General features: G+C 71.6%; 20 protein-coding genes. 14 read left to right on the forward strand and 6 right to left on the reverse strand.

Going from position 1 to position 20254, the window contains the following annotated elements; all coding sequences use genetic code 11:
- Window positions 1–91: 91 nt before the first annotated feature.
- The 9 genes from KVT44_RS28365 to KVT44_RS28405 all read left to right on the forward strand — a co-directional run bounded on the left by KVT44_RS28365 (window position 92) and on the right by KVT44_RS28405 (window position 9743).
- The gene (locus KVT44_RS28365; RefSeq protein WP_054233461.1) at window positions 92–1132 is read left to right on the forward strand and encodes an ABC transporter permease; all 1041 of its coding nucleotides are present in this window, start codon (window positions 92–94) and stop codon (window positions 1130–1132) included.
- Window positions 1125–2102 carry an ABC transporter permease gene (locus KVT44_RS28370; RefSeq protein WP_190171019.1) on the forward strand — a complete coding sequence of 326 codons (978 nt, stop codon included), beginning with the start codon at window positions 1125–1127 and terminating at the stop codon, window positions 2100–2102. Before KVT44_RS28365 ends, KVT44_RS28370 begins: the two co-directional genes overlap by 8 nt.
- Before the next feature lie 123 nt (window positions 2103–2225).
- Window positions 2226–3308 carry a rhamnose ABC transporter substrate-binding protein gene (rhaS, locus tag KVT44_RS28375; protein ID WP_099919130.1) on the forward strand — a complete coding sequence of 361 codons (1083 nt, stop codon included), beginning with the start codon at window positions 2226–2228 and terminating at the stop codon, window positions 3306–3308.
- A gap of 17 nt (window positions 3309–3325) precedes the next feature.
- Window positions 3326–3646, forward strand: a complete 321-nt coding sequence (locus KVT44_RS28380) for an L-rhamnose mutarotase (protein ID WP_217569693.1) — start codon at window positions 3326–3328, stop codon at window positions 3644–3646.
- 73 nt (window positions 3647–3719) lie between these two features.
- Window positions 3720–5144 carry a BNR repeat-containing protein gene (locus tag KVT44_RS28385; protein ID WP_217569636.1) on the forward strand — a complete coding sequence of 475 codons (1425 nt, stop codon included), beginning with the start codon at window positions 3720–3722 and terminating at the stop codon, window positions 5142–5144.
- 76 nt (window positions 5145–5220) lie between these two features.
- Window positions 5221–6246, forward strand: coding sequence for a LacI family DNA-binding transcriptional regulator (locus tag KVT44_RS28390; protein ID WP_217569638.1), 1026 nt, complete (start codon window positions 5221–5223; stop codon window positions 6244–6246).
- Between the two features lie 134 nt (window positions 6247–6380).
- Window positions 6381–7682: an alpha/beta fold hydrolase gene (locus tag KVT44_RS28395; RefSeq protein ID WP_217569640.1), complete on the forward strand. Its 1302-nt coding sequence runs from the start codon at window positions 6381–6383 to the stop codon at window positions 7680–7682.
- A 31-nt stretch (window positions 7683–7713) separates the two neighbouring features.
- On the forward strand, window positions 7714–8601 hold the full coding sequence (gene sigJ, locus KVT44_RS28400; RefSeq protein WP_217569642.1) for an RNA polymerase sigma factor SigJ: 888 nt from the start codon (window positions 7714–7716) through the stop codon (window positions 8599–8601).
- Window positions 8602–8894: 293 nt separating this feature from the next.
- A complete protein-coding gene (locus tag KVT44_RS28405; protein ID WP_217569644.1) occupies window positions 8895–9743 on the forward strand; it encodes a pentapeptide repeat-containing protein in 849 nt (282 codons plus the stop codon).
- Here KVT44_RS28405 and KVT44_RS28410 read toward each other — a convergent pair.
- The gene (locus tag KVT44_RS28410; RefSeq protein ID WP_217569646.1) at window positions 9705–11189 is read right to left on the reverse strand and encodes a cytochrome P450; all 1485 of its coding nucleotides are present in this window, start codon (window positions 11187–11189) and stop codon (window positions 9705–9707) included. The two genes, KVT44_RS28405 and KVT44_RS28410, sit on opposite strands and share 39 nt — an antisense overlap.
- Before the next feature lie 122 nt (window positions 11190–11311).
- On the opposite strand from KVT44_RS28410, the gene KVT44_RS28415 reads away from it, so the two are divergent.
- Together KVT44_RS28415 and KVT44_RS28420 are read left to right on the forward strand one after the other, a co-directional pair.
- Window positions 11312–11929, forward strand: a complete 618-nt coding sequence (locus KVT44_RS28415; RefSeq protein ID WP_075028043.1) for a TetR/AcrR family transcriptional regulator — start codon at window positions 11312–11314, stop codon at window positions 11927–11929.
- Between the two features lie 98 nt (window positions 11930–12027).
- Window positions 12028–12753: a DUF2470 domain-containing protein gene (locus tag KVT44_RS28420; protein WP_217569695.1), complete on the forward strand. Its 726-nt coding sequence runs from the start codon at window positions 12028–12030 to the stop codon at window positions 12751–12753.
- Here the strand turns inward: KVT44_RS28420 and KVT44_RS28425 are convergent.
- The 3 genes from KVT44_RS28425 to KVT44_RS28435 form a co-directional block, all read right to left on the reverse strand.
- Window positions 12721–13950: a lactonase family protein gene (locus KVT44_RS28425; protein WP_217569648.1), complete on the reverse strand. Its 1230-nt coding sequence runs from the start codon at window positions 13948–13950 to the stop codon at window positions 12721–12723. The two genes, KVT44_RS28420 and KVT44_RS28425, sit on opposite strands and share 33 nt — an antisense overlap.
- 137 nt (window positions 13951–14087) lie before the next feature.
- A complete protein-coding gene (locus tag KVT44_RS28430) occupies window positions 14088–15128 on the reverse strand; it encodes a hypothetical protein (RefSeq protein ID WP_190171026.1) in 1041 nt (346 codons plus the stop codon).
- 52 nt (window positions 15129–15180) lie between these two features.
- Window positions 15181–16452 (reverse strand): aromatic acid exporter family protein, encoded by a 1272-nt coding sequence (locus KVT44_RS28435; RefSeq protein WP_190171027.1) that lies wholly within the window; start codon window positions 16450–16452, stop codon window positions 15181–15183.
- A gap of 206 nt (window positions 16453–16658) precedes the next feature.
- On the opposite strand from KVT44_RS28435, the gene KVT44_RS28440 reads away from it, so the two are divergent.
- The gene (locus KVT44_RS28440) at window positions 16659–16850 is read left to right on the forward strand and encodes a hypothetical protein (RefSeq protein WP_217569650.1); all 192 of its coding nucleotides are present in this window, start codon (window positions 16659–16661) and stop codon (window positions 16848–16850) included.
- Here the strand turns inward: KVT44_RS28440 and KVT44_RS28445 are convergent.
- On the reverse strand, window positions 16814–17443 hold the full coding sequence (locus KVT44_RS28445; protein ID WP_217569652.1) for an ABATE domain-containing protein: 630 nt from the start codon (window positions 17441–17443) through the stop codon (window positions 16814–16816). The two genes, KVT44_RS28440 and KVT44_RS28445, sit on opposite strands and share 37 nt — an antisense overlap.
- A 134-nt stretch (window positions 17444–17577) precedes the next feature.
- On the opposite strand from KVT44_RS28445, the gene KVT44_RS28450 reads away from it, so the two are divergent.
- Together KVT44_RS28450 and KVT44_RS28455 are read left to right on the forward strand one after the other, a co-directional pair.
- The gene (locus KVT44_RS28450; RefSeq protein ID WP_217569654.1) at window positions 17578–18576 is read left to right on the forward strand and encodes a zinc-binding alcohol dehydrogenase family protein; all 999 of its coding nucleotides are present in this window, start codon (window positions 17578–17580) and stop codon (window positions 18574–18576) included.
- 86 nt (window positions 18577–18662) lie between these two features.
- Window positions 18663–19556 carry a DUF3626 domain-containing protein gene (locus KVT44_RS28455; RefSeq protein WP_308314133.1) on the forward strand — a complete coding sequence of 298 codons (894 nt, stop codon included), beginning with the start codon at window positions 18663–18665 and terminating at the stop codon, window positions 19554–19556.
- Here the strand turns inward: KVT44_RS28455 and KVT44_RS28460 are convergent.
- Window positions 19496–20119 carry a helix-turn-helix transcriptional regulator gene (locus KVT44_RS28460; protein WP_217569697.1) on the reverse strand — a complete coding sequence of 208 codons (624 nt, stop codon included), beginning with the start codon at window positions 20117–20119 and terminating at the stop codon, window positions 19496–19498. The genes KVT44_RS28455 and KVT44_RS28460 overlap by 61 nt on opposite strands.
- Between the last annotated feature and the right edge of the window lie 135 nt (window positions 20120–20254).

The raw sequence follows: 20254 nt of genomic DNA on the forward strand, positions 1-20254 counted from the left end.
CCCGCGCCACACCCGCTTCTTCCCAGGGGGCCGTTCCCCTCACTTCGACGGTCGTCCGCCAGACCCTGAACATCCCCCGGAGGGCCGCCGTATGACGGTGACCGCACCCAATCCCGCGCCCGCCGCCGAGGTGCCCAAGTCGAGTGGTACCCGGCTGGTGGACCGTGTCTTCAAGATGCGTGAACTCGCCATCCTGGTCGTCTTCCTGGTGATGATCGCCATCACCCAGATGGGCAACAGCGAGTTCCTGTCCGAACAGGGCATCAAGGACCTGCTGTTGAACGCGACGATCCTGGTGCTGGTCGCCACCGGTCAGTCGCTGGTCGTGATCACCCGGAACGTCGACCTGTCGGTCGGCTCCACCCTCGGCATCAGCGCCTTCGCGGCCGGCACTTATCTGCACGGCGGCGGAAACCCCGTCGTCGCGGTCTTCCTGGCCGTCCTGCTCGGCATCGGCTGCGGACTGGTCAACGGCCTGCTGGTCAGCCTCGGCCAGGTGCCCGCGCTGGTCGTCACCCTCGGCACGCTGTACATCATCCGCGGCGTCGACTCCATCTGGGTCGGCTCCCGCCAGATCACCGCGGCCGACCTCCCCGGCGGCTTCGTCGACTTCGGCTCCGGCGGCATCTCCGCGGTCCCGTACCTGGCCCTGATCGCGCTGGCGGTCCTGCTGGTCACCGCGTACTACCTCAAGCACTTCGGCAGCGGCCGCGAACTGTACGCGCTGGGCTCCAACCCGGAGGCCGCCCGGCTCGCCGGCATCCCCGTCCGCAAGCGGATCCTCACCGCGTACGTCGTGTGCGGCGGCCTCGCCGGACTCGCGGGCGCCCTCTACCTCGCCCGGTTCGGCAACGTCGACTCGGGTACCAGCACCGGCTACGAACTCACCGTCGTCAGCGCGGTCGTGGTTGGCGGTGTCGTCTTCACCGGCGGCTCCGGCAGCGTCTACGGCGCCGCGCTCGGCGCGCTGCTGCTGACCTCCATCAACAGTGTGCTGCCCGCCCTCGGCGTCAGCTCCGTCTGGGTGCTCGCCATCAACGGCATCCTGCTCATCCTCGCCATCGCGGTCGACCGGATCGTCGCGCTGCGCGTGGCCTCCGCACTGAAGAAGAGGAACGCCCGCCATGGCTGACTCGTCCCTCGCGCGTGCCGTCCGCTGGGACACGGTCGTCGGCGCCCTCCTCATCGTCCTGCTGCTGTTCTCCTTCGGCTTCGTCGACGGCTTCGGCAACTCGCTCAACCTGTCGTTCCTGATCGGCAACACCCTGCCGATCGCGCTGATCGCGCTGCCGATGACCCTGCTCGTGGTGGCCGGGGAGATCGATCTCTCCGTCGCCTCCACGGCCGGTCTGTCCGGCTCGGTGATGGGCGCCCTGTGGAACCAGGGCATGGCGATCGAGACGATCATCCCGATCTGCCTGCTCCTCGGAGTGGTGTGCGGACTGGTCAACGGTCTGCTGGTGACCCGGCTCGGGCTGCCGTCCCTCGCCGTCACCATCGGTACCCTCGCCGCCTACCGGGGCATCGCACAGATCGTGCTCGGCTCGGACGCGGTCACCGACTTCCCCACCCAGTACCAGGACTTCGCGGCCGGACGCATCGGGAACACCTTCATCCCGCAGGCCTTCCTGCCCTTCCTCGTACTCCTCGCGATCGCGGTGGTGGTACTGCACGCCACCCCGTTCGGTCGCTCGGCCTTCGCGGTCGGCGCCAACGAGGAGGCCGCCCGGTTCGCCGGCATCCGCGTCAAGCGGCAGAAGCTGATCCTCTTCGTCGCCACCGGCTTCATGGCCTCGCTCACCGGCATCTTCTGGGCCCTGCACTACGCCAGCGCCCGTTACGACAACGCCAACGGCCTCGAACTCTCCGTCGTCGCCGCCGTCCTGCTCGGCGGCATCGACTTCGACGGCGGCAAGGGCACGCTCGGCGGCGCGATCGCGGGAGTCTTCCTGCTCGGCGCGCTGCAGAACGTGATGAGTCTCCTGAACGTCTCCGCGCAGTCGCAGATCGTCGTCACCGGGGTTCTGCTCGTCATCTCCGTGCTCGGCCCCCGGGTCGCACGGCAGATCTCCGTAGCGAGGGCGGCACGCTCCGCTGGATAGACCGCTCGAGAACCGCGGGCCGTCCGTGGTCGCTCGCGTCCACGCGGCGGAGCCGCATGTCCGATACAGCCCTGTGCCCTTTCAGGGGCGCGCCGCACTCACCTCCGTCAAAAGGAACCCGCCATGCGCAAGTCATCCCTCCGCCGTACCGGCGCGGCGCTCGCCGCCGTCACCTCGCTCGCCCTGGCCGTCACCGCCTGCGGCGGCACCACCAAGAACGACGTGAAGAGTGGGGGCGGCTCGGCCGCCGCGACCGGCAAGGCCGACCCGAACGCGGCCATCAAGAAGGGTCTCACGGTCGGCTTCCTGCCCAAGGCGGTCAACAACCCGTACTTCACCTCGGCGGACAAGGGCGGCGAGAAGGCGCTGACGGAGCTGGGCTCCAAGTACAAGGAGGTCGGCCCCAGCAGCGCCACCGACACCTCCGGCCAGGTGAGCTATGTCAACACGCTCACCCAGCAGCAGGTCAACGCGATGGCCGTGTCCGCGCAGGACCCGGGCGCCCTGTGCACCGCGCTCAAGCAGGCCATGAGCAACAAGATCAAGGTCGTCACCTACGACTCCGACACCAACCCCGAGTGCCGCAACGCCTTCGTCTCGCAGGCCAGCGCCGAGGACCTGGGCCGTACCGAGGTGCAGCTGCTCGCTGAGCAGATCGGCTACAAGGGCGAGATCGCGATCCTGTCCGCCGCGCAGACCGCGACGAACCAGAACACCTGGATCGACTTCATGAAGGAGGAGCTGAAGGACCCCAAGTACAAGGACATCAAGCTGGTCAAGGTCGCCTACGGCAACGACGACGCCCAGCAGTCCTTCCAGCAGACCCAGGGTCTCCTCCAGGAGCACCCGAACCTCAAGGGGATCATCTCCCCGACCACCGTCGGCATCAAGGCCGCGGCCCAGTACCTCTCCGGCTCCAAGTACAAGGGCAAGGTCAAGCTGACCGGCCTCGGCACCCCCAACGACATGCGCAAGTACGTCAAGAACGGCACCGTCGACGCCTTCGAGCTGTGGGACCCGGCGAAGCTCGGCGAACTCGCCGCGCGTACGGCCGTGGCGCTGTCCTCGGGGCAGATCACCGGAGCCGAGGGTGAGACCTTCAAGGCCGGTGACATGGGCTCGTTCACCATCGGCAAGGACGGCGTGATCAACCTGGGCAAGCCGACCGTCTTCAACGCCAAGAACATCGACCAGTTCAACTTCTAGGATCCGGGGGTCCCTTGATGCGGCGTGTGTGCTTTCTGCTGAAGGTCCGTGCGGACCGCCTCGACGAGTACCGCGAGCGGCATGCCGCCGTGTGGCCCGAGATGCTCGACGCGCTCTCGGCCACCGGCTGGCACAACTACTCGCTCTTCCTGCGCGAGGACGGTCTGCTGGTCGGCTACTTGGAGACCGAGGACTTCGCGGCCGCGCAGGCCGGCATGGAAGCCACCGACATCAATGCCCGTTGGCAGGCGGAGATGGCGCCGTTCTTCGAATCGCTGGACGGCGCCAGACCCGACGAGGCCATGAAGCCTCTCACCGAGGTCTTCCACCTCGCCTGACACCTTCCTGGCACCCCCGTCACCCGCCGGCATCCGCCGGCACCCGCGCGAAGCCCTACCCAGGAGTCCGGACATGAAGAGACGCACCCTGCTGGCCACGGCCCTGCTGACCGGTGTGGCAGGCCCCGGAATCGGCGCCGGTACGGCTCGCGCGGCCGACCCCGGCCCCTCGGTCTCCCTCACCGGCAGCACCCAACTCGACGCCCAGGCCCTGTTCTTCGTGTCGTACGACGGCCTGGTCAACAACAACTCGTTCCAGAAGAACGGTCTGTTGACCTACAAGGGCTACCAGTACGCCGTCTGGTACACCACCGACCGCAGCGCGGTCGTCGCCCGCCGGGCGCTCGGCGCGTCCGGTTGGTCGACGGTCACCCTCGCCCATCGGCTCAAGAGCTCCGACTCGCACAACGTGATCTCCATGGGCGTGTCGAGGACCGACGGCCGGCTGCACCTCAACATGGACTCCCACAGCGACGGCTTCTTCTACGTGAAGTCGGTGGCCGGGCTGCTCGACAACCCCGCCTCCACCGCCTGGACCTCCGCCGTCTTCGGAGCCGTACAGACCTCGCTGGACGGCCTCGCGCTCACCACGCAGTTCACCTACCCCCAGTTCGTCTCCACGCCCGACGGCAAGCTCCAGCTGAGCTACCGGGTGGGCATCTCCGGAAACGGGCGCAACGCCCTCGCGGAGTACGACGGCGCGTCCTGGACCGCTCTCGGGGAGTGGTCCGGCTCGACCGGCACGTACACCAGCGAGCACGGCTCTAGCACCGCCCGCAACATGTACCTGCACGGCATCGACTACGACGTCAACGGACGCCTGCACTCCTTCTTCACCTGGCGCGAGCAGAACGGCGCCGTGATGTGCAACAGCGGCGGCATCACCAACCACGACACCGGCTACGTCTACTCGACCGACCGCGGCCGCACCTGGCGCAACAACGCGGGCACCCTCGTCGGCACCACGGGCGGCTCCGACACGGTGGGTGTCACCGACGCCGGACTCGTCGTCGACGCGCTCAACCCCGACCACTCCCTGATGAACCAGGAGAGCCAGGCCACCGACTCCACCGGCCTGCCGCACGCGATCATCAGCTATGTGCCCGGGCGCTTCGGCCAGTGCACCACGAACTACGTCACCGACCGGACGAACAACGGCCGCGCCTTCCACCTCCGCAAGAACGCCTCGGGCAGCTGGACCAAGACCGAGATCCCGATCGCCCTCGGCTCGAGCCAGCGCACGAAGCTGATCCTGGACAAGTACGACAACGCCTACGCGATCATGCCCTTCGGCCGGATCGCGGGCGCCTCGAAGTCCTCCGGGTACACGGACTGGACACTCCTGTACGACGGCAGCGGCCTCAACGCCTTCGGTGAGGTGGTGATCGACGAGACGCGCGTCTCACAGGACGGGACACTGTCGGTCATGTACCAGGAGAAGTCCAGCGGGACCACGCCCTCGGCGCTCCACGTCGTCGACTTCCGGCTGCCCGCATGACCAGCGAAGTCGGCGGACTCGCGGGTAATGTGAAGGCCCGCCCGCCGCTTCTCGTCCCCCTGGAGGTTCCTGCCTGATGGCACAGTCGGTGGGTATCAAGGACGTCGCCCGCGCCGCCGGAGTCTCCGTGGGCACGGTCTCGAACGTCATCAACCGCCCGGACAGCGTCGCCTCCGAGACCCGGGCCCGTGTCCAGTCGGCGATAGACCGGCTCGGCTATGTCCGCAGCGAGTCCGCGCGCCAGCTGCGGGCCGGACGCAGCCGGATCATGGGCCTGCTCGTCCTCGACATGGGCAACCCCTTCTTCGTGGACGTCGCCCGTGGCGCCGAGCGCGCCGCGCGGGACGCCGGGCTCGGCGTGATGGTCTGCAACAGCGCGCAGAGCGCCAGCGAGGAGGCCGACTACCTGTCGCTCTTCGCCGAGCAGCGGGTACGCGGCGTGCTGCTGACGCCCGCCGACGCGACCGGGCGCAACATCGCGACGTTCCGCCGCAACGGCATCCCCTTCGTGCTGGTCGACCGGGTCGCCGAGGGCACCACCGAGTGCTCGGTCTCGGTCGACGACGTGGCGGGCGGCGCGCTGGCCGTACGGCATCTGGTCGACGCGGGCCATCGGTCGATCGCGTACGTCAGTGGGCCGCCCGGCCTCAACCAGGTCAGGGACCGCCGCGTGGGCGCCCTGAACGCGCTGGCCGAGGCGGGCCTGGCGCCCACCGCGATGCGGGAGCTGCCCACCCAGCGCCTCGACGTGGCCGCGGGCCGCGACGCGGGCGCCCGCCTCCTGGGCCTCGCCGACCGCCCGACCGCCGTCTTCTGCGCCAACGACCTGCTCGCGCTCGGCGTCCTGCAGGCCATGTACGCGGCGGGCGTCGGCGTCCCCGACGACCTCGCGATCGTCGGCTACGACGACATCGAGTTCGCCGCCGCGGCGGCCGTCCCACTCACCTCCGTACGGCAGCCAGCCATGACCATGGGCGCCCTCGCCGCGGAACTGCTGCTGGAGGAGACGGAGGCCGAGACGGCACCCACACCGCACGAACACCGGCGCGTGGTGCTCCAGCCGGAGCTGGTCGTGCGCCGCTCCAGCCTGTCGGCGCGCTGACGCGCGGCACGGTCCGCGCGCCTGGACTGCTGAGCGACCATTCAGTACGACTTTCTTGATCCCCGGTCTCGGCCGGTCGGCGATCATGTGCTCAACTGGGACGCAGCCTGGATCCGTACGTCTCGGGAGCCCTGTTGACCTTCAGCTACCGCCAGCCCGGTGTCGTCCTCACCGACCACCGTTTCACCGTGCCCCTCGACCACGACGACCCGGCGGGGGAGAGCATCGAACTGTTCGCCCGCGAGGTCGTCGCGAGCGACAAGGCGCACCAGGACCTCCCCTGGATGGTCTACCTCCAAGGCGGCCCCGGCTTCGGCGCCAACCGCTTCGTCGGCAAGCAGGCCTGGCTCGGCCGCGCGCTGAAGGAGTTCCGGGTGCTGCTGCTCGACCAGCGCGGCACCGGCCACTCCACGCCCGCCAATCGCCAGACGCTGCCGCTGCGCGGCGGCCCCGGCGCGCAGGCCGACTACCTCGCGCGCTTCCGCGCCGACTCCATCGTCCGCGACTGCGAGGCCATCCGCCCCCGGCTCACCGGCGGCGACCCCTGGACCGTACTCGGCCAGAGCTTCGGCGGCTTCTGCCTCGTGCACTACCTCTCGACCGCCCCCGAAGGACTGCGCGCGGCCCTCATCACCGGCGGTCTGCCCTCCCTCGACGCGCACGCGGACGACGTCTACCGGGCCGCGTATCCCCGTATCGAACGCAAGGTCGCGGCACACTACGCGCGTTACCCCCAGGACGTCGAGCGGGCCCGGCAGATCGCCGACCATCTCCTCCGCCACGAGACCGTCCTGAGCAACGGCTACCGCCTGACCGTCGAGGCCTTCCAGTCCCTCGGCATCCTCCTCGGCAGTGGCGAGGGCAGCCACCGTCTGCACTACCTCCTGGAGGAGGCCTTCGTCCGCACCCCGCAGGGCCCGGCCCTCTCCGACGCCTTCAAGGAGGAGGCACAGGGCCTCCTCTCGTACGCCGGCCACCCCCTGTACGCGCTCGTCCACGAGGCCTGCTACGCCCAGGACGACCGGCCGACCGCCTGGTCCGCCGAGCGGGTGCGCGCCGAGTTCCCCCAGTTCGACGCGGCGAAGGCCCTCGCGGACGACGGACCGCTGCTGTTCACCGGCGAGTCCGTGCACCCCTGGGTGTTCGACACCGACCCCGCGCTGCGTCCCCTCCGCGAGACCGCCGAGGAACTCGCCGCGCGCACCGACTGGCGGCCGCTGTACGACCCCGCCCGCCTCGCCGCCAACGAGGTGCCGGTGGCCGCCGCGGTCTACCACGACGACATGTACGTCGACCCGGAGCACTCCCTGCGCACGGCCCGTGCCATCGGTGGTCTGCGGACCTGGGTGACCGACGAGTTCGAGCACGACGGTGTACGGGCCGGGGGGTCGCGCGTCCTGGACCGGTTGCTGGCGCTGTCGCGCGACGAGATCTGACCGGGCGCCGTTGGGGGGAGAGGGCAACGCGATGGACGACGACGAACTCCTCGAACACCTCGCGGATCGGTTCCAGGAGCACCGCGGTCGCCTGAGGGCGGTGGCGTACCGGATGCTCGGCTCGCTGAGCGAGGCGGACGACGCGGTCCAGGAGGTGTGGCTGAAGCTCGGCCGCACGGACGTCGATGAGATCAGGAACCTCGCGGGCTGGCTGACCACGGTGGTCGGCCGGGTCTGTCTGGACCTGCTGCGTACGCGTGCCGCGCGCCGCGAGGAGCCGCTGGACACCTATGTCCCTGACCCGCTGGTCAGCCCCCTGGAGCGGATCGACCCCGAGCAGGAGGTGCTGCTCGCCGACTCGGTGGGGCTGGCCCTGCTGGTGGTCCTGGAGACACTGGAACCCGCCGAGCGCCTTGCCTTCGTCCTGCACGACATGTTCGCGATGCCCTTCGACGACATCGCGCCCGTCGTGGGCCGCTCGTCGGCCGCGACGCGGCAGCTGGCGAGTCGGGCGCGGCGGCGGGTACGGGGCGCTGCCGCGCCGGAGCCCGAGCTCGATCCCGCCCGGCAGAAACTGGTCCTCGACGCGTTCCTCGCGGCCTCGCGCGCCGGGGACTTCGAGGCGCTGGTGTCCGTCCTCCATCCCGATGTCGTGCTCCGTGTCGACTCCGGTGTGCTCGTCGGCGGGGCGGCGGCGTCCAAGGTGGTCCACGGTGCGACCGGCGTCGCCCAACAGGCGCTCATGTTCCGCCAGTTCGCGGAGTTCTCCCGGCTCGTGCTGGTCAACGGGGCGGTCGGCGTCGTCACGGCCCCCGAAGGCCGCCCCCTGTCCGTCATGGGCGTCACCATCACCGACGGCCGCATCGTCGAGATGTACATCCTCGCCGACCCCGAACGCCTATCCGGCCTGGAGGGCTGAGCCCCGGTCCCTCGCCCCCGCCGCCCCTACCCGTCCCATCCCTGGGGGCTCCGCCCCCAGACCCCCCGGGTGTGTTCTTCGGCTGCGGGCCGGTGGGGGCTGGGCGCGCAGTTCCCCGCGCCCCTTGAGAGCGCCGGCGCGCATCTTTCAGCCCGTCCGGCGTTTGAGGACGAGGCCGTTCAGGCCGAAGCGGGGGTCTGGGGGCGGCAGCCCCCAGGGATGGGACGGGTAGGGGCGGCGGGGGCGAGAGAACCCCTCACGGAGGGCGCCTGCCGCCTCAGTACGCTGGTGACATGCGAGAAGACAGCGTGACGGCAGTCGATGACCGGCTCCTTGAGTTGCGGGCCGACTGCGGTCGGTGTTTCGGGTTGTGCTGTGTCGCCCTGCCCTTCACCCGCTCGGCGGACTTCGCGATCGACAAGGACGCGGGAAAGCCCTGCCAGAACCTGCGGACGGACTCCCGGTGCGGAATCCACACGCAGCTGAGGGAGAAGGGGTTCAACGGGTGCACGGTGTACGACTGTTTCGGCGCCGGCCAGCAGGTCTCCCAGGTCACCTTCGCCGGCCAGGACTGGCGCACAGGCCCGCGGGAACGAGCCCGGCAGATGTTCGACGTGTTCCCGGTCGTCCGCCAGCTCCACGAACTGCTCTGGTACCTGAACGAGGCCCTGACCCTCGCCCCGGCCCGGCCGATCCACGCCGACCTCCGCCGAGCCCTCGCCGAGACGGAGCGCCTGACGAACCGATCCGCGGAGGAACTCGGGGCGTTGGACGTGAACGCGCACCGGCAGCAGGTCAACACCCTCCTGCTGCGGACCAGCGAACTCGTGCGCGCGGGAGTCGGCCGCGGCAAGAAGAAGGAGCGGCGCGGCGCCGACCTCATGGGCGCCCGCCTCAAGGGCGCCGACCTGCGGGGCGCCAACCTGCGCGGCGCCTACCTCATCGCCGCCGACCTCACCGGCGCCGATCTGCGCGGCGCGGACCTGATCGGCGCCGACTTCCGCGACACGGATCTCACGGACGCGGATCTGACCGACGCGTTCTTCCTGACCCAGCCCCAGCTGAACGCGGCCAGGGGCAGCGCCGGGACCAGGCTGCCGCGGTCAGTCACCCGCCCGGGCCACTGGACGGCCGGCGAGTGAATCGGCAGCGGGCACACGGCTGTTGAGATGCAGCCGCAGCCCCTCCGGCATCAGCGTCAGCCGCTCGGCGATCCGCAGCCGGTAGTCCGGCTCGGGCCGCAGCTCATAGCGGCGCAGCAGCAGGCCCAGGACGAGCGTCGCCTCGTGCAGCGCGAACTGCCGGCCGATGCAGGCCCGCGCCCCGGTGCCGAACGGCTTGAAGGTGTGGGCGGGCCGGGACCGTACGGCCCCCGGGTCGAAGCGGTCCGGGTCGAAGTCCTCGGCGTTCGCGCCCCACACCTCCGGGTTGCGCTGCAGCAGCGTCGTCAGGACCAGGGTCCAGGCACCCGTCCGCATCGGGTGGACCCCGCCCAGCACGGTGTCCTCGCGGGCCTCGCGCGCGAAGCCGGGCGCGGTCGGCCACAGTCGTAGCGACTCGTCGAGGACCCGGCGGACGTACCGCAACTTGGCGACCTGGTCGTAGGCGGGCAGGGGAGTGTCGCCCCAGACCCGGTCCACCTCGGCCCGTGCGCGGGCGGCGACGTCCGGGTGCTGGGCGAGGTAGTGCAGGGCGAAGGAGAGCGCGCCCGAGGTCGTCTCGTGGCCGGCGATCAGGAAGGTGATCACCTGGCGGCGAATGTTCTCGGGCGTCAGCCGTTCCCCCGTCTCCGGGTGGGCGGTCTCCAGCATCCGGTCGAGCAGGTCCCCCTCGCCGGAGGAGTGCTGACGGGCGGCCACGACCGTGTCGACCGTCTGGTTCAGATACGCCATGTGCGCCTCGTTGCGGCGGGTGGCCCCGCGCAGCAGGACCGGGGCCAGCGGCGCGGGGAGCACGTTGAGGCGCTGCGCGTAGGTCAGGGTGCCGACCATCGCGGTGACGAAGGGGTGCGGCCTGGAGCGCTCGAAGGAGCCGAAGTCGTGGCCGAAGCCGGTGCGGGCGATCGTCTCCAGCGTCAGTTTCGTCATGTCGCCGGGTACGTCCACCGCCCGGCCCGCCGCGCGCTCCCCGTCCCAGCGGTCCATCAGCCGCTCGGTCACGGCGAGCATCATCGGGTGGTAGCCCTCCATCGCCTCACGGCTGAAGCCCGGGGCGAGGACGTCGTGGGCCAGCTGCCAGTTCGGCTCGTGGTTGTACGCCGTGAACAGACCGTCCCCGGCGACCGGCCGGAGGTTGGCGACCCCGAGGCCGACGTGCTTGGCGAACCGGGTCTCGTCCGCCAGCTCGGCCGCGAGCTCGGCGCCCCACACGAAGACGATCTCCTTGCCGAAGCCCTTGCGCCGGAAGATCGGCCCGAGCCTGCGCCCGAACCGCATCGAGTCCTGCACCGGAGAGCGGACGTTCGCGCCGATCACATCCCCGACGGCGGGGAGCCGGTAGGGCGGGCGGGGGATGCGGTGCAGCTCGGGCCAGCCCAGCTCCGCGCTCCGGAACCCCTTGGGCAGCACGGCCCCTGTCGTCTCCGCCATGACGCGATCTCCCTTGTGCCTGTGGCACGTCGACGCTGCTGTCCTGACCATGTTGTACGCGGGTTCAATAGCGGTTTTCAGTGTGATCCCGTTGTTGAACCGACGTCAAGTAAGGTGCGGCCATGATGGGCAAACAAGGGGAGCGAGGAGAGCGGACACGCCGTCGGCTCAGTACCGAGGAGCGCAGGGAGCAGCTGCTGTCCGTCGGGGCGCGGCTGTTCTCGGAGAGCCCGTACGACGAGGTGTGGATCGAGCAGGTCGCCGAGATCGCCGGGGTCTCGCGCGGGCTCCTGTACCACTACTTCCCGACCAAGCGGGACTTCTTCGCGGCCGTCGTGGAGCGCGAGAGCGAGCGGATGCTGCGGCTGACGGCCGCGGTGCCCGGCATTCCCGTCCGCGAGCAGCTGAGCGCCGGACTCGACACCTTCCTGGCGTACGTCGAGGCCCACGCGCACGGCTTCCGCGCCTTCCATCGCGCCGACGCGGCCGGTGACCAGGCCGTGCGCAGGGTCTATCAGCGGGCGCTGGCCGCGCAGGAGCAGCAGATCCTGGCGGCGCTCGACGCGGACCCCGACGTTCCCGGGGGGATCGAGGACCGGCCCGAGCTGCGGATCGCCGTCCGTGGCTGGCTCGCCTTCACCACGGCCGTGTGCCTGGAGTGGCTCAGAGGGGCGGAGCTGACCCGGGAGCAGCTGCGGGATCTGTGCGCGCGGGCGCTTCTGGGCGCCATCGCGCCGTAACTCGTGCGAGGGACGCAGGTGTGGCGTGGTTGGCGTGCACCCGGATCTCCGATAGGTTAGGCAAGGCTTACCTAAGGGAGGTTGGGATGGGTGACCGCATGGGTGACCGTCATACCTGGACGGCCGCGCCCGCCGCGGCCGAGCGCGCCCGCTCGGTGCTTGCCGCGGCATGGTCCTGCGCGGTGACCGCGGAGGGCGGCAGGGAGGAACTCGTCGGTGCGCACACCGTCACCGCGGACGGCCGTGTTCTCCTGCACGTGCCGGACGACAGCGCGCTGACGGCCGCGGCGGTCTGTGCGCCGCGCGGAGAGCCCTCCGCCGTCCTGGAGTTCGCGGACGTCGCGCCCGTGCCGGTGCGCAACCGGATCCGCGCCCGGCTCTGGATGGCCGGCCGGTTCGTCCTGGCGGACGGTCACCTGGAGTTCCGGCCCTCGCGCGTGGTGCTGCGCGAGGTGTCCGGCGCGCTCGTGGTGGACCTCGACGAGTTCGCGGACGCCGTCCCCGACCCGCTCGCGACGGCCGAGGCGAGCCTGCTCACCCATCTGGCCGACGCGCACCCGGACGCCGTCGAGCGGCTGACCCGCCTCGTCGAGCCCGAGGGCCTGCACGGCGCGGTCCGCGTCCAGCCGCTCGCCGTCGACCGGCACGGACTGACGCTGCGGATCGAACGGGTGCGCGGCAACGGCGACGTACGCCTGTCCTTCCACTCGCCCGCCGACGACGTCTCGCAGCTCACCGAGCGGATGCATGTGCTGCTCACGCAGGCGAGCTCCGCGAACTGCCCCCGCGCGCTACAGCGGCAGCGCACAGACGGCGACGGGTGAGGCGAACGGCTTGCCCGCGAGCCGGAGTTCACCGCTCGCGCCCTCGACGTGGAAGACGCTGACCGTGCTCGAGCGCTGGTTCGCCGTGAACAGCAGCCGTTCGTCCGGTGAGAAGGCGAGGTGGCGCGGGAAGTCGCCGCCGACCGGCACGGTGTCCAGGAGCCTCAACCGGGCACCGGCCGCCTCGACCCCGTACCGCGTCAGGCTGTTGTGGCCGCGGTTGGCGAGATAGGCGTACGACCCGTTCGACGTCACCAGGATCTGCGCCGGGTAGTTCGTGCCCGCGCCCGTGCCGGTGGACTGCGGGTCGCCCGGGGTGAGCCGTCCGCTCGCCGGGTCGTACGCGCAGACCACGACCGTGTTGTCGACCTCGTTGGCGAGATAGGCGAAACGGCCGTCGGGGTGGAAGGTGAGATGGCGTGGTCCCGCGCCCGGCCGGGTGTGCGCCTGGGAGACCTCGGTGAGCGTTCCCTTCGACTGGTCCAGGCGGTAGGTGTAGACCGTGTCGGTGCCCAGGTCGACGGCGAGGACGTGCCCGCCGTCCGGGCTGGTCACGAACTGGTGCGCGTGCGGGCCGTCCTGGCCGGGGCCCGGTGCCGGACTGGAGTGGGTGACCAGGTCAGTGCGCTCGCCGAGTGCGCCCGAGGCGTCGACGGGGTGCACGGCCACGCTGCCCGAGGTGTAGTTGGCGCTCAGCAGCCACCGTCCGCTCGGATGCACGGAGAGGTGGCAGGGGCCCGCGCCGCCGGTGCTCCGGGTGCCCAGTACCCGGTTGTCGGCGAGCCGTACGGCCGTCACGGCGCCCTCCGGCCGCTCGTCGACGGCGTACAGCGTGTGGCCCTTCGGATGCGTGGCGAGGTACGACGGGTCGCCGATACCGGTGAGTGTGCCGGTGGCCGTGACGGCGCCCGTCGACGGGTCGTACGTGGCCAGGCCGATCCCCTTTCCACCGCCCTCGACCGAGGTGTACGTGCCGAGGAACAGCCGGCGGACGGTGGGGGAGGAAGAGGTCGGCCCGGGAGCCGAGGTGGCGGGGGAGCCCTCGGCGGGTGGGGTCGTGGTGGCAGCGGGGCGGGTGCGCGGCGCGGCCGGTGCCGGAACCGTCGTCACGGCGGTGATCCCCGCCAGCGCTCCGATGAACCGGCGCCTGCCCCAGCCGCCGCCCGCGTCCCGCGCCGGATCTGCGCCACTGTTCATACCTGCACCTCGGGTGTCGGTCGCCTCGGCCGTCACAGCCACCTTGACGTGCGACACCCGAGAAGTGCAAGAACGGCAACGCGTGTTGCACCTTGTGCAACGGTGGGCGGGGTTGCCCGACGACCGGGTGGGGCCGCCTACCAGTCACCGTCCTCGACCGGCTCGCCCGGCGCGTCGCCCAGCTGTTTCACCTGGTGGGGCGAGGGCTCCTGCCAGGGCTCGTGGTCGTCGCCGAGCCACTCGCCGACCGGCCGCACCGAGCCCAGGGTGTCGGTGGGGGCGACGTCCTGGGCCGCGTCGTCGTAGTACTCGAACCAGGGCAGTCCGGCCCGTGTGTACGCCGCGCGGTCGACGGGGGACGGCGGGGGAGCCTCGCCCGTGATGCGGCGCCACTCGGGAGGCGTCACGAGATGCACGAACACCCGGCCGGCGGGCTCCCTGGCCCAGGCGCCGCGCGATCGCTCGTCCACGTAGACCTCCTGGCGCATGGAGCCTCCCACGCCGAGTCCCATGGCCGGGGCGCTCCTCGCGCGGGCCGCCGAGGCGGGCGCGGCGGCCATGGCGGCGCCGGGAGCCGGCGGGGCGGCGCCATAGGCGGACACGCTCTTCACCGACCTGGTGCTCACGGACCGGCGGCGCTCCCACTCACGCCACTTCGCGAGCTCCGCGTCATTCAGCCGGAAGGACTGCAGCTGCAGGCCGCCCCACACCTCCTCGCCGGTGACCTGGCCCTCGACCGTGGCGCCGAGCCCCAGCGGCACGGCCACGAACTGGCGGACCGTGCCCTTCCCGGCGTTGATGCCGTCGAGCCAGGGCTGGCGGGGGAGCACGACGTAGTTCTGCGGGTCCCGGGCGAGCAGGGAGCTCCACGGTTTGCCCGAGACCGCGCACACCTTGCCCACGCCGACCTGGAGCGCGGCCGGCTCCGTCGAGCCCGCGAAGCTCAGCCACATGGCCTCGCGCAGATACACCGGCAGCATCACACCGCCGCGCGCACGCCACTCGGCGGGCACGGTGTCCGCGTGGTCCTCGACGCGGCGCACGGGGAACTCGCCGAGCCCGGGCGGCAGTTCGTGCGTGCCCGTCTCGGGCAGGCGCAGCGTCCGCATGAACCGGACCCGCACCCCGCCCGGCAGGCGCAGTGTGTTCCCGTCGATCCGCACAGCGTCGTCGGCCATCCGTCCGCTCCCCCCGTCGTCGCCCCCGTCCCCGAAAACGGAACGGCTGTCCTCAGAGAGAACGACCGGAGACGGGGGGACGGTTCCGGTCCGAGCGCGACTGTCGCGGCCCGCGGGGCATCCGAAGGCGCTGCCGCAGTCGGACGAGGTGGTCACGGCGCTCGCGCTCTTCGCGGGTGCCGCGGTCGAGCTCCTCCATGAGCCGCCGTGAGCGGTGCTCCGTGTCCAGCTCGTCCAGGATGCGGTTGATCTCGGTGAGGACGGCGCCGTGCAGCTGCCACTGCCGGGCGTCCCGCTGCACCTCTTCGAGCAGCAGCTGGGCCAGCTTGTCGCGGGTCGCCGAGGCTGTGGACAGCTCCGCGGCGAGCCGAGCCTCGGCCGACTCGGCGTTCTGACTGATGTCCGTGGTCACCAGGACCGCGAAACTCACCACGGCGTCGCCCACTTCGGACAACAGCTGCTCCAGCGTCGCCCCCACCTGGGGCTCGAACAGCGGCTCGGGATCGCGCTCCTTGGCGAGGTCGGTGAGGGTGCGGGCGAGCACCCGCAGCACCACCGTGCAGATCTCCAGCGTGTCGAGGCCGGTGCGCAGCACGATCCGGTGCAGCAGGCCCTCCCGTACGCGCGGATTGAGCTTGAGGCTGTCCTCGGCCTGCCGGAGCGCCGCGTCCACCTGGACGATGTCGTGGTCCAGGCGGCGCGCCTCGTGCAGCCGGGCGGTGGCGTGCTCGACGGGGGTGCGGCCGGCCGCCTCCTCGCCCATGCGCAGCATCAACTGGCGTACCCGCCGTGCCAGATCCTCGATGGACTCGCCGGCCGCGCCCACCCACACCGGCGGAGCGAAGAGCAGATTGCAGCCGAGTCCGACCACCGCGCCGATCAGTGTCTCCAGCACTCTGGCCCAGGCCGTGTCCCCGACCCTGGTCACGCCGAGCACGAGCATGGCGCTGATCGCCACCTCGGGCACGAACTCGCTGACCCGGACGAGATGGCCGACGGCCAGCGAGGCGAGGATGAGCAGGGCCAGACTCCACCATGTCAGACCCACGAGAACGCTGAAGGCGATGGCGACGACGACACCCGCCACCACGGAGTTCACCCGGCGGATGCCGGTGGTGAGGGTGGCGTAGAGCGTGACCTGAACGACCAGGAGCGCGGTGAGCGGGGCGGTGAGCGGCGCGGGCTCCGGACTGAGCCGCAGCGCGATCACGTACGCGACGGTCGCGGCCCCCGCCGACCGCACCGACTGGACGACCACGGGTTCCTCGTGCCACTTCCGGAGCTGTGCGCCTGCCACGGCCCACGCACCACGTACGTCTCGCATCCTTGGCCTTTTCCCTTTTCGCAGGCGTACCGAACGTGCTGATAGAGGACCGTAACTGTCCGCAAGGGTGAGTGAGGTGGCCGCCCCCGTACCGGAGTCGGCGCCGGTGATCGCGGCGCCGTACGCGCCGAGGCGCAGACGGTGCTGGAGAAGGCGCTGCGGGGTGTGGCGGACGCCTACGCGCAGTTGCGCGCGACTCGTGCGGGGTGTTCGCCGCTGCCCGCGAGGTGCCGGCGGCCGCCGGCCGGGCGGAGGTGCTGCTCGCCTTCCTCGGCCGGGACCCGCACCGGACGCCCGCCGTGTCCTGGCGCGCGGACCGCGAGGCGGGGACCACCGCGGCGTTCTCAACCGGTGGCCGCCGTCACCGGCCGGAGTCGGTGCGGCTGCGGGACCGGTAGCCGGCCACCTTCGCGAGGTTGCCGCAGCGGTCCATGGAGCACCAGCGGCGCCGACGGGCCTGGGAGTCGTCCAGGAAGAGCAGCGAGCACTCGGGGTTCTCGCACTCCTTGACCTTGGCAAGGAGCGGGCCGCCGACGAGCAGGACGGCGTCCCGGGCCACGGTCGCGAGGGCCGCGGGTCCGGGACGCTCGGCCGTCCAGCGCAGGGGCTGCCGGGGGCCCGCGCCCTCGTCCTGCGGCTCGGCGAGCTGGGGGGCGAGGTCGGGGCGGGCCGCCGCCTCGTTGGCCCGCGTGACATCGGCCGGGTCGGGTGCCTCCCCGGCCATCGCGGCGCGTACGAGCCGGTAGAGGGCCTCGCGCAGGGTGCGGGCGTGGGTGAGATCGCCCTCGGTGACGCGCACCGGGGTGTCGTCGGCCCCGGCGCTCAGGCCCGCCTCGGCGATCCAGCGGGCGAGGGCGTCGGGGTCCGGGAGCCGCTCCAGGGGGGTGGCGTGCCGCTTGCCGAGCGTGGCCACGAAGTTCAGGCAGGGGCGTCCGCCGATGAAGGGGAACGGCGAGGCGGGCTCGGGGACGGCGGCGGGAGCGGAGGGCATGGCCGGAGTGTAGCGCCTTGACACCGGTTGAAGTGGTGTCGCATGGTGACACCACTTCAACCGGTGTCACTGTTCTCGTGGGTCTCCTCGGGTTCCGTGGTGCTCCGGTGCGTCCACCAGGAAGCAGGTGCGGTATGCGTGCGGTGCGGATCGACGAGTTCGGCGGGCCCGAGGTGTTGGTGCCGACGGAGGTCCCCGACCCGGTCGCGGGCCCGGGCCAGGTGCTGCTGAGGGTCGTGGCGGCGGGGGTGAACCGGGCGGACGCGCTGGTCCGTGCCGGGCGGTACCACCGGGCCGGACGGCCACCGCTGATCCCGGGCGTGGAGGCGGCCGGTGTCGTCGCCGCGGTGGGGGAGGGGGTGACCGGCATCGAGGTCGGACAGCGGGTCATGGCCCTGGACGGGGTGAACGCACCCGGTTTCTACGCCGAGTTGGCCGTCGTGCCCGCCCGGCAGGTCACGGTCGTGCCGGACGGTCTGGAGCTGACCGAGGCCGCTGCCCTGCCCGTGGCCTGGCTCTCCGCCTGGTACTGCCTGCGCCATCTGGCGAAGGTGACCAAGGACGACACCGTGGTGGTGAAGGCCGCCGCGAGCGGGGTGGGCAGCGCGGCCGTCCAGATCGCCGCCGGGGCCGGTGCCCGTGTCGTCGCGCTTGCGGGTTCACCGGACAAGACCGCCTGGGCCGCCGGATTCGGCGCCCACGACACCCTTGACACCTCCGCGCACCCGGGCGACGCGGAGGTCGAGGAGGTGCTGCGGCTGACCGGCGGGCGCGGTGCGGACGTCGTCCTCGACACCGTCGGCGGCCCCGCCTTCGCACGGAGTCTGCGCGAGGTCGGGCACGGCGGGCGGGTGGTCGCCCTCGCCAACGTCGCCCTGGAGCCGAGCACGATCGACACCCGCGACTTCTATCCGAAGAACGCCGCCGTCCTCGGCTTCCAGCTCACCAATCTGCAGATCCACGGCTACGACCCCCGCGAGGACCTGCGCGAGCTGGCCCGGCGGGTCGCGGCGGGCACGTACCGCGTGCCGGTCGAGACGGTGGTCCCGCTGGACCAGGCGCGTGCGGCCCACGAACGTCTGGAGCGGCGCGACAACCGGGGCAAGATCGTGCTGGCCGTTCAGGAGAAATGAGTTGCGGAAGTCCCGCCCGACGAGTGATCTCTAAAGGTCCCGGAGTGGGGCGAAGGCGTGCGGAAACAGCGCGGGGGAGGGGTCACGTGGACTTCGGGGGCGGGCGCACACCCCAGGAGCGGGCGCTGCGCCATGTGGCGGCTCTCTCCCGGGGCGCGGCGGTGGACCCGGCGCTGCGCATCACCCTGAACTTCCACCCCGACCGGCTGGTGGGCGGGCTTCCGATCCTGGAGGTACTGGCCCGGGACGGCGCGTATGTCTCGCAGTTCGTCACGGGCACGAGCAACGGCGGGCTCACCGCACACCCTGGCGGCGACCGTTGGCGCTGGGAGAGCCGGATCTTCGGCGCGGCGTACGACGCCGAACCCGCCCACGAGCGACCCGTGTACGGCGGACTGAACTTCCGGCGCCAACTCGTCGGCGCGGCGCCCCGCTTCGGCTCCTCGCACTTCCGGCTGACCGGTGCGGCCCTGCCGCGGGCCACCTTCTGCTATCCCGACAGCGCGGCGGAGCCGTCCGCGTTCGGGGTCGCCGCCGGGATGTCCCTGATCGAGCTGGCCGAGGCGGACGAGCGGGACGCGCTCAACGACTACATCGAGGCGCAGGTGCACGGCCCCGTCGACCTGGCGAGGGACATGGAGGCCCTGGTCCTGGACGCGAGCTACCGCGGCACGGCCGTCGAGGCGGCGGCACGGCGGCTCCCGTGCCCCGTGGAGTGGCACCCCGGCTACCGGCTCCCGGTCGAGGAACTGCGGCGCCACCCGGACTTCCGTGGCCCGGAGTTCGTCGCGCTCGGCGCCCGGATCGCCGAGGACGGCCTGCTCGACTCCCGGATCATCGGGGACGCCGCCCGCACCGGCCGCCATGAACTCCAGGACCTGAAGATGGTGTGGCACTGCCTCGCGCGCTTCGGCGCCCCTCAGGGGGCGGGCACGGCCGCGGGCGGCCACACTCCGGGAGTCAGTACGCCCAGCGCGTAGGCGCGCGCGACCAGTTCCGTACGGTTGGCAGCGCCCCAGCGCTCGGACAGGCGCCGCAGGTGGTAGTTGACGCCGTCCACGGTCAGGCCCGTCTCCCGGGCGGCCCGTGCGGTGGTCGCGCCCTCGGCGAGCAGCGCCAGAATGCGGATCTCGGCCGTGCCGGCCGCCGGCTCGGGCGGCTGCTCCACGACCGGGCACTCGCCGAGCACGCGGACCATGACCAGCAGTGCGGTGCTCGCCTCGACGGAGTCACTGACCGGGTCCGCGGTCAGCTCGCCCTCGCGCCGCACCCCGTCGGCCGCGTCCCAGCGCACCGAGACCGGATAGCGCGAGCGACGGCGCAGCCGCAACGCCTGGGCGATCCGCTCGATCTGCCAGGGCTCCTGCGGCCGGAACAGGTCCAGGACCTCGCGCCCCCGCAGCCCGCTCGACGTGGCGCCCCACTCCGCCGCCATCGCCGGATTGGCCAGGATGATCGCCCCGTACACATCACAGACCGCGACCGGCATGGGGATGCGGTCGAACAACGTCATGGCCCGGTTGCGCCACACCACCGCGTCCATCGCCACCTCCCGGCCTCCTGTCATCCCGCCGCGGCCGTGGCAAGCGCGACCCGGCCCCGGTGACTACAGAATCATGTAGTGAGGCGGTGCGGGCACGCCGGGTCCGACGATCAAGCTGGGAGGGCAGGACTTCCG

It is taken from the genome of Streptomyces sp. GbtcB7, from assembly GCF_019091445.1.
GTDB lineage: Bacteria > Actinomycetota > Actinomycetes > Streptomycetales > Streptomycetaceae > Streptomyces > Streptomyces mirabilis.

Coding starts and splice junctions, on each gene's coding strand:
- KVT44_RS28365 (WP_054233461.1), top strand. CDS start 92: ATGACGGTGACCGCACCCAATCCCGCGCCCGCCGCCGAGGTGCCCAAG.
- KVT44_RS28370 (WP_190171019.1), top strand. CDS start 1,125: ATGGCTGACTCGTCCCTCGCGCGTGCCGTCCGCTGGGACACGGTCGTC.
- rhaS (WP_099919130.1), top strand. CDS start 2,226: ATGCGCAAGTCATCCCTCCGCCGTACCGGCGCGGCGCTCGCCGCCGTC.
- KVT44_RS28380 (WP_217569693.1), top strand. CDS start 3,326: ATGCGGCGTGTGTGCTTTCTGCTGAAGGTCCGTGCGGACCGCCTCGAC.
- KVT44_RS28385 (WP_217569636.1), top strand. CDS start 3,720: ATGAAGAGACGCACCCTGCTGGCCACGGCCCTGCTGACCGGTGTGGCA.
- KVT44_RS28390 (WP_217569638.1), top strand. CDS start 5,221: ATGGCACAGTCGGTGGGTATCAAGGACGTCGCCCGCGCCGCCGGAGTC.
- sigJ (WP_217569642.1), top strand. CDS start 7,714: ATGGACGACGACGAACTCCTCGAACACCTCGCGGATCGGTTCCAGGAG.
- KVT44_RS28405 (WP_217569644.1), top strand. CDS start 8,895: ATGCGAGAAGACAGCGTGACGGCAGTCGATGACCGGCTCCTTGAGTTG.
- KVT44_RS28410 (WP_217569646.1), bottom strand. CDS start 11,189: ATGGCGGAGACGACAGGGGCCGTGCTGCCCAAGGGGTTCCGGAGCGCG.
- KVT44_RS28415 (WP_075028043.1), top strand. CDS start 11,312: ATGATGGGCAAACAAGGGGAGCGAGGAGAGCGGACACGCCGTCGGCTC.
- KVT44_RS28420 (WP_217569695.1), top strand. CDS start 12,028: ATGGGTGACCGTCATACCTGGACGGCCGCGCCCGCCGCGGCCGAGCGC.
- KVT44_RS28425 (WP_217569648.1), bottom strand. CDS start 13,950: ATGAACAGTGGCGCAGATCCGGCGCGGGACGCGGGCGGCGGCTGGGGC.
- KVT44_RS28430 (WP_190171026.1), bottom strand. CDS start 15,128: ATGGCCGACGACGCTGTGCGGATCGACGGGAACACACTGCGCCTGCCG.
- KVT44_RS28435 (WP_190171027.1), bottom strand. CDS start 16,452: ATGCGAGACGTACGTGGTGCGTGGGCCGTGGCAGGCGCACAGCTCCGG.
- KVT44_RS28445 (WP_217569652.1), bottom strand. CDS start 17,443: ATGCCCTCCGCTCCCGCCGCCGTCCCCGAGCCCGCCTCGCCGTTCCCC.
- KVT44_RS28450 (WP_217569654.1), top strand. CDS start 17,578: ATGCGTGCGGTGCGGATCGACGAGTTCGGCGGGCCCGAGGTGTTGGTG.
- KVT44_RS28460 (WP_217569697.1), bottom strand. CDS start 20,119: ATGGACGCGGTGGTGTGGCGCAACCGGGCCATGACGTTGTTCGACCGC.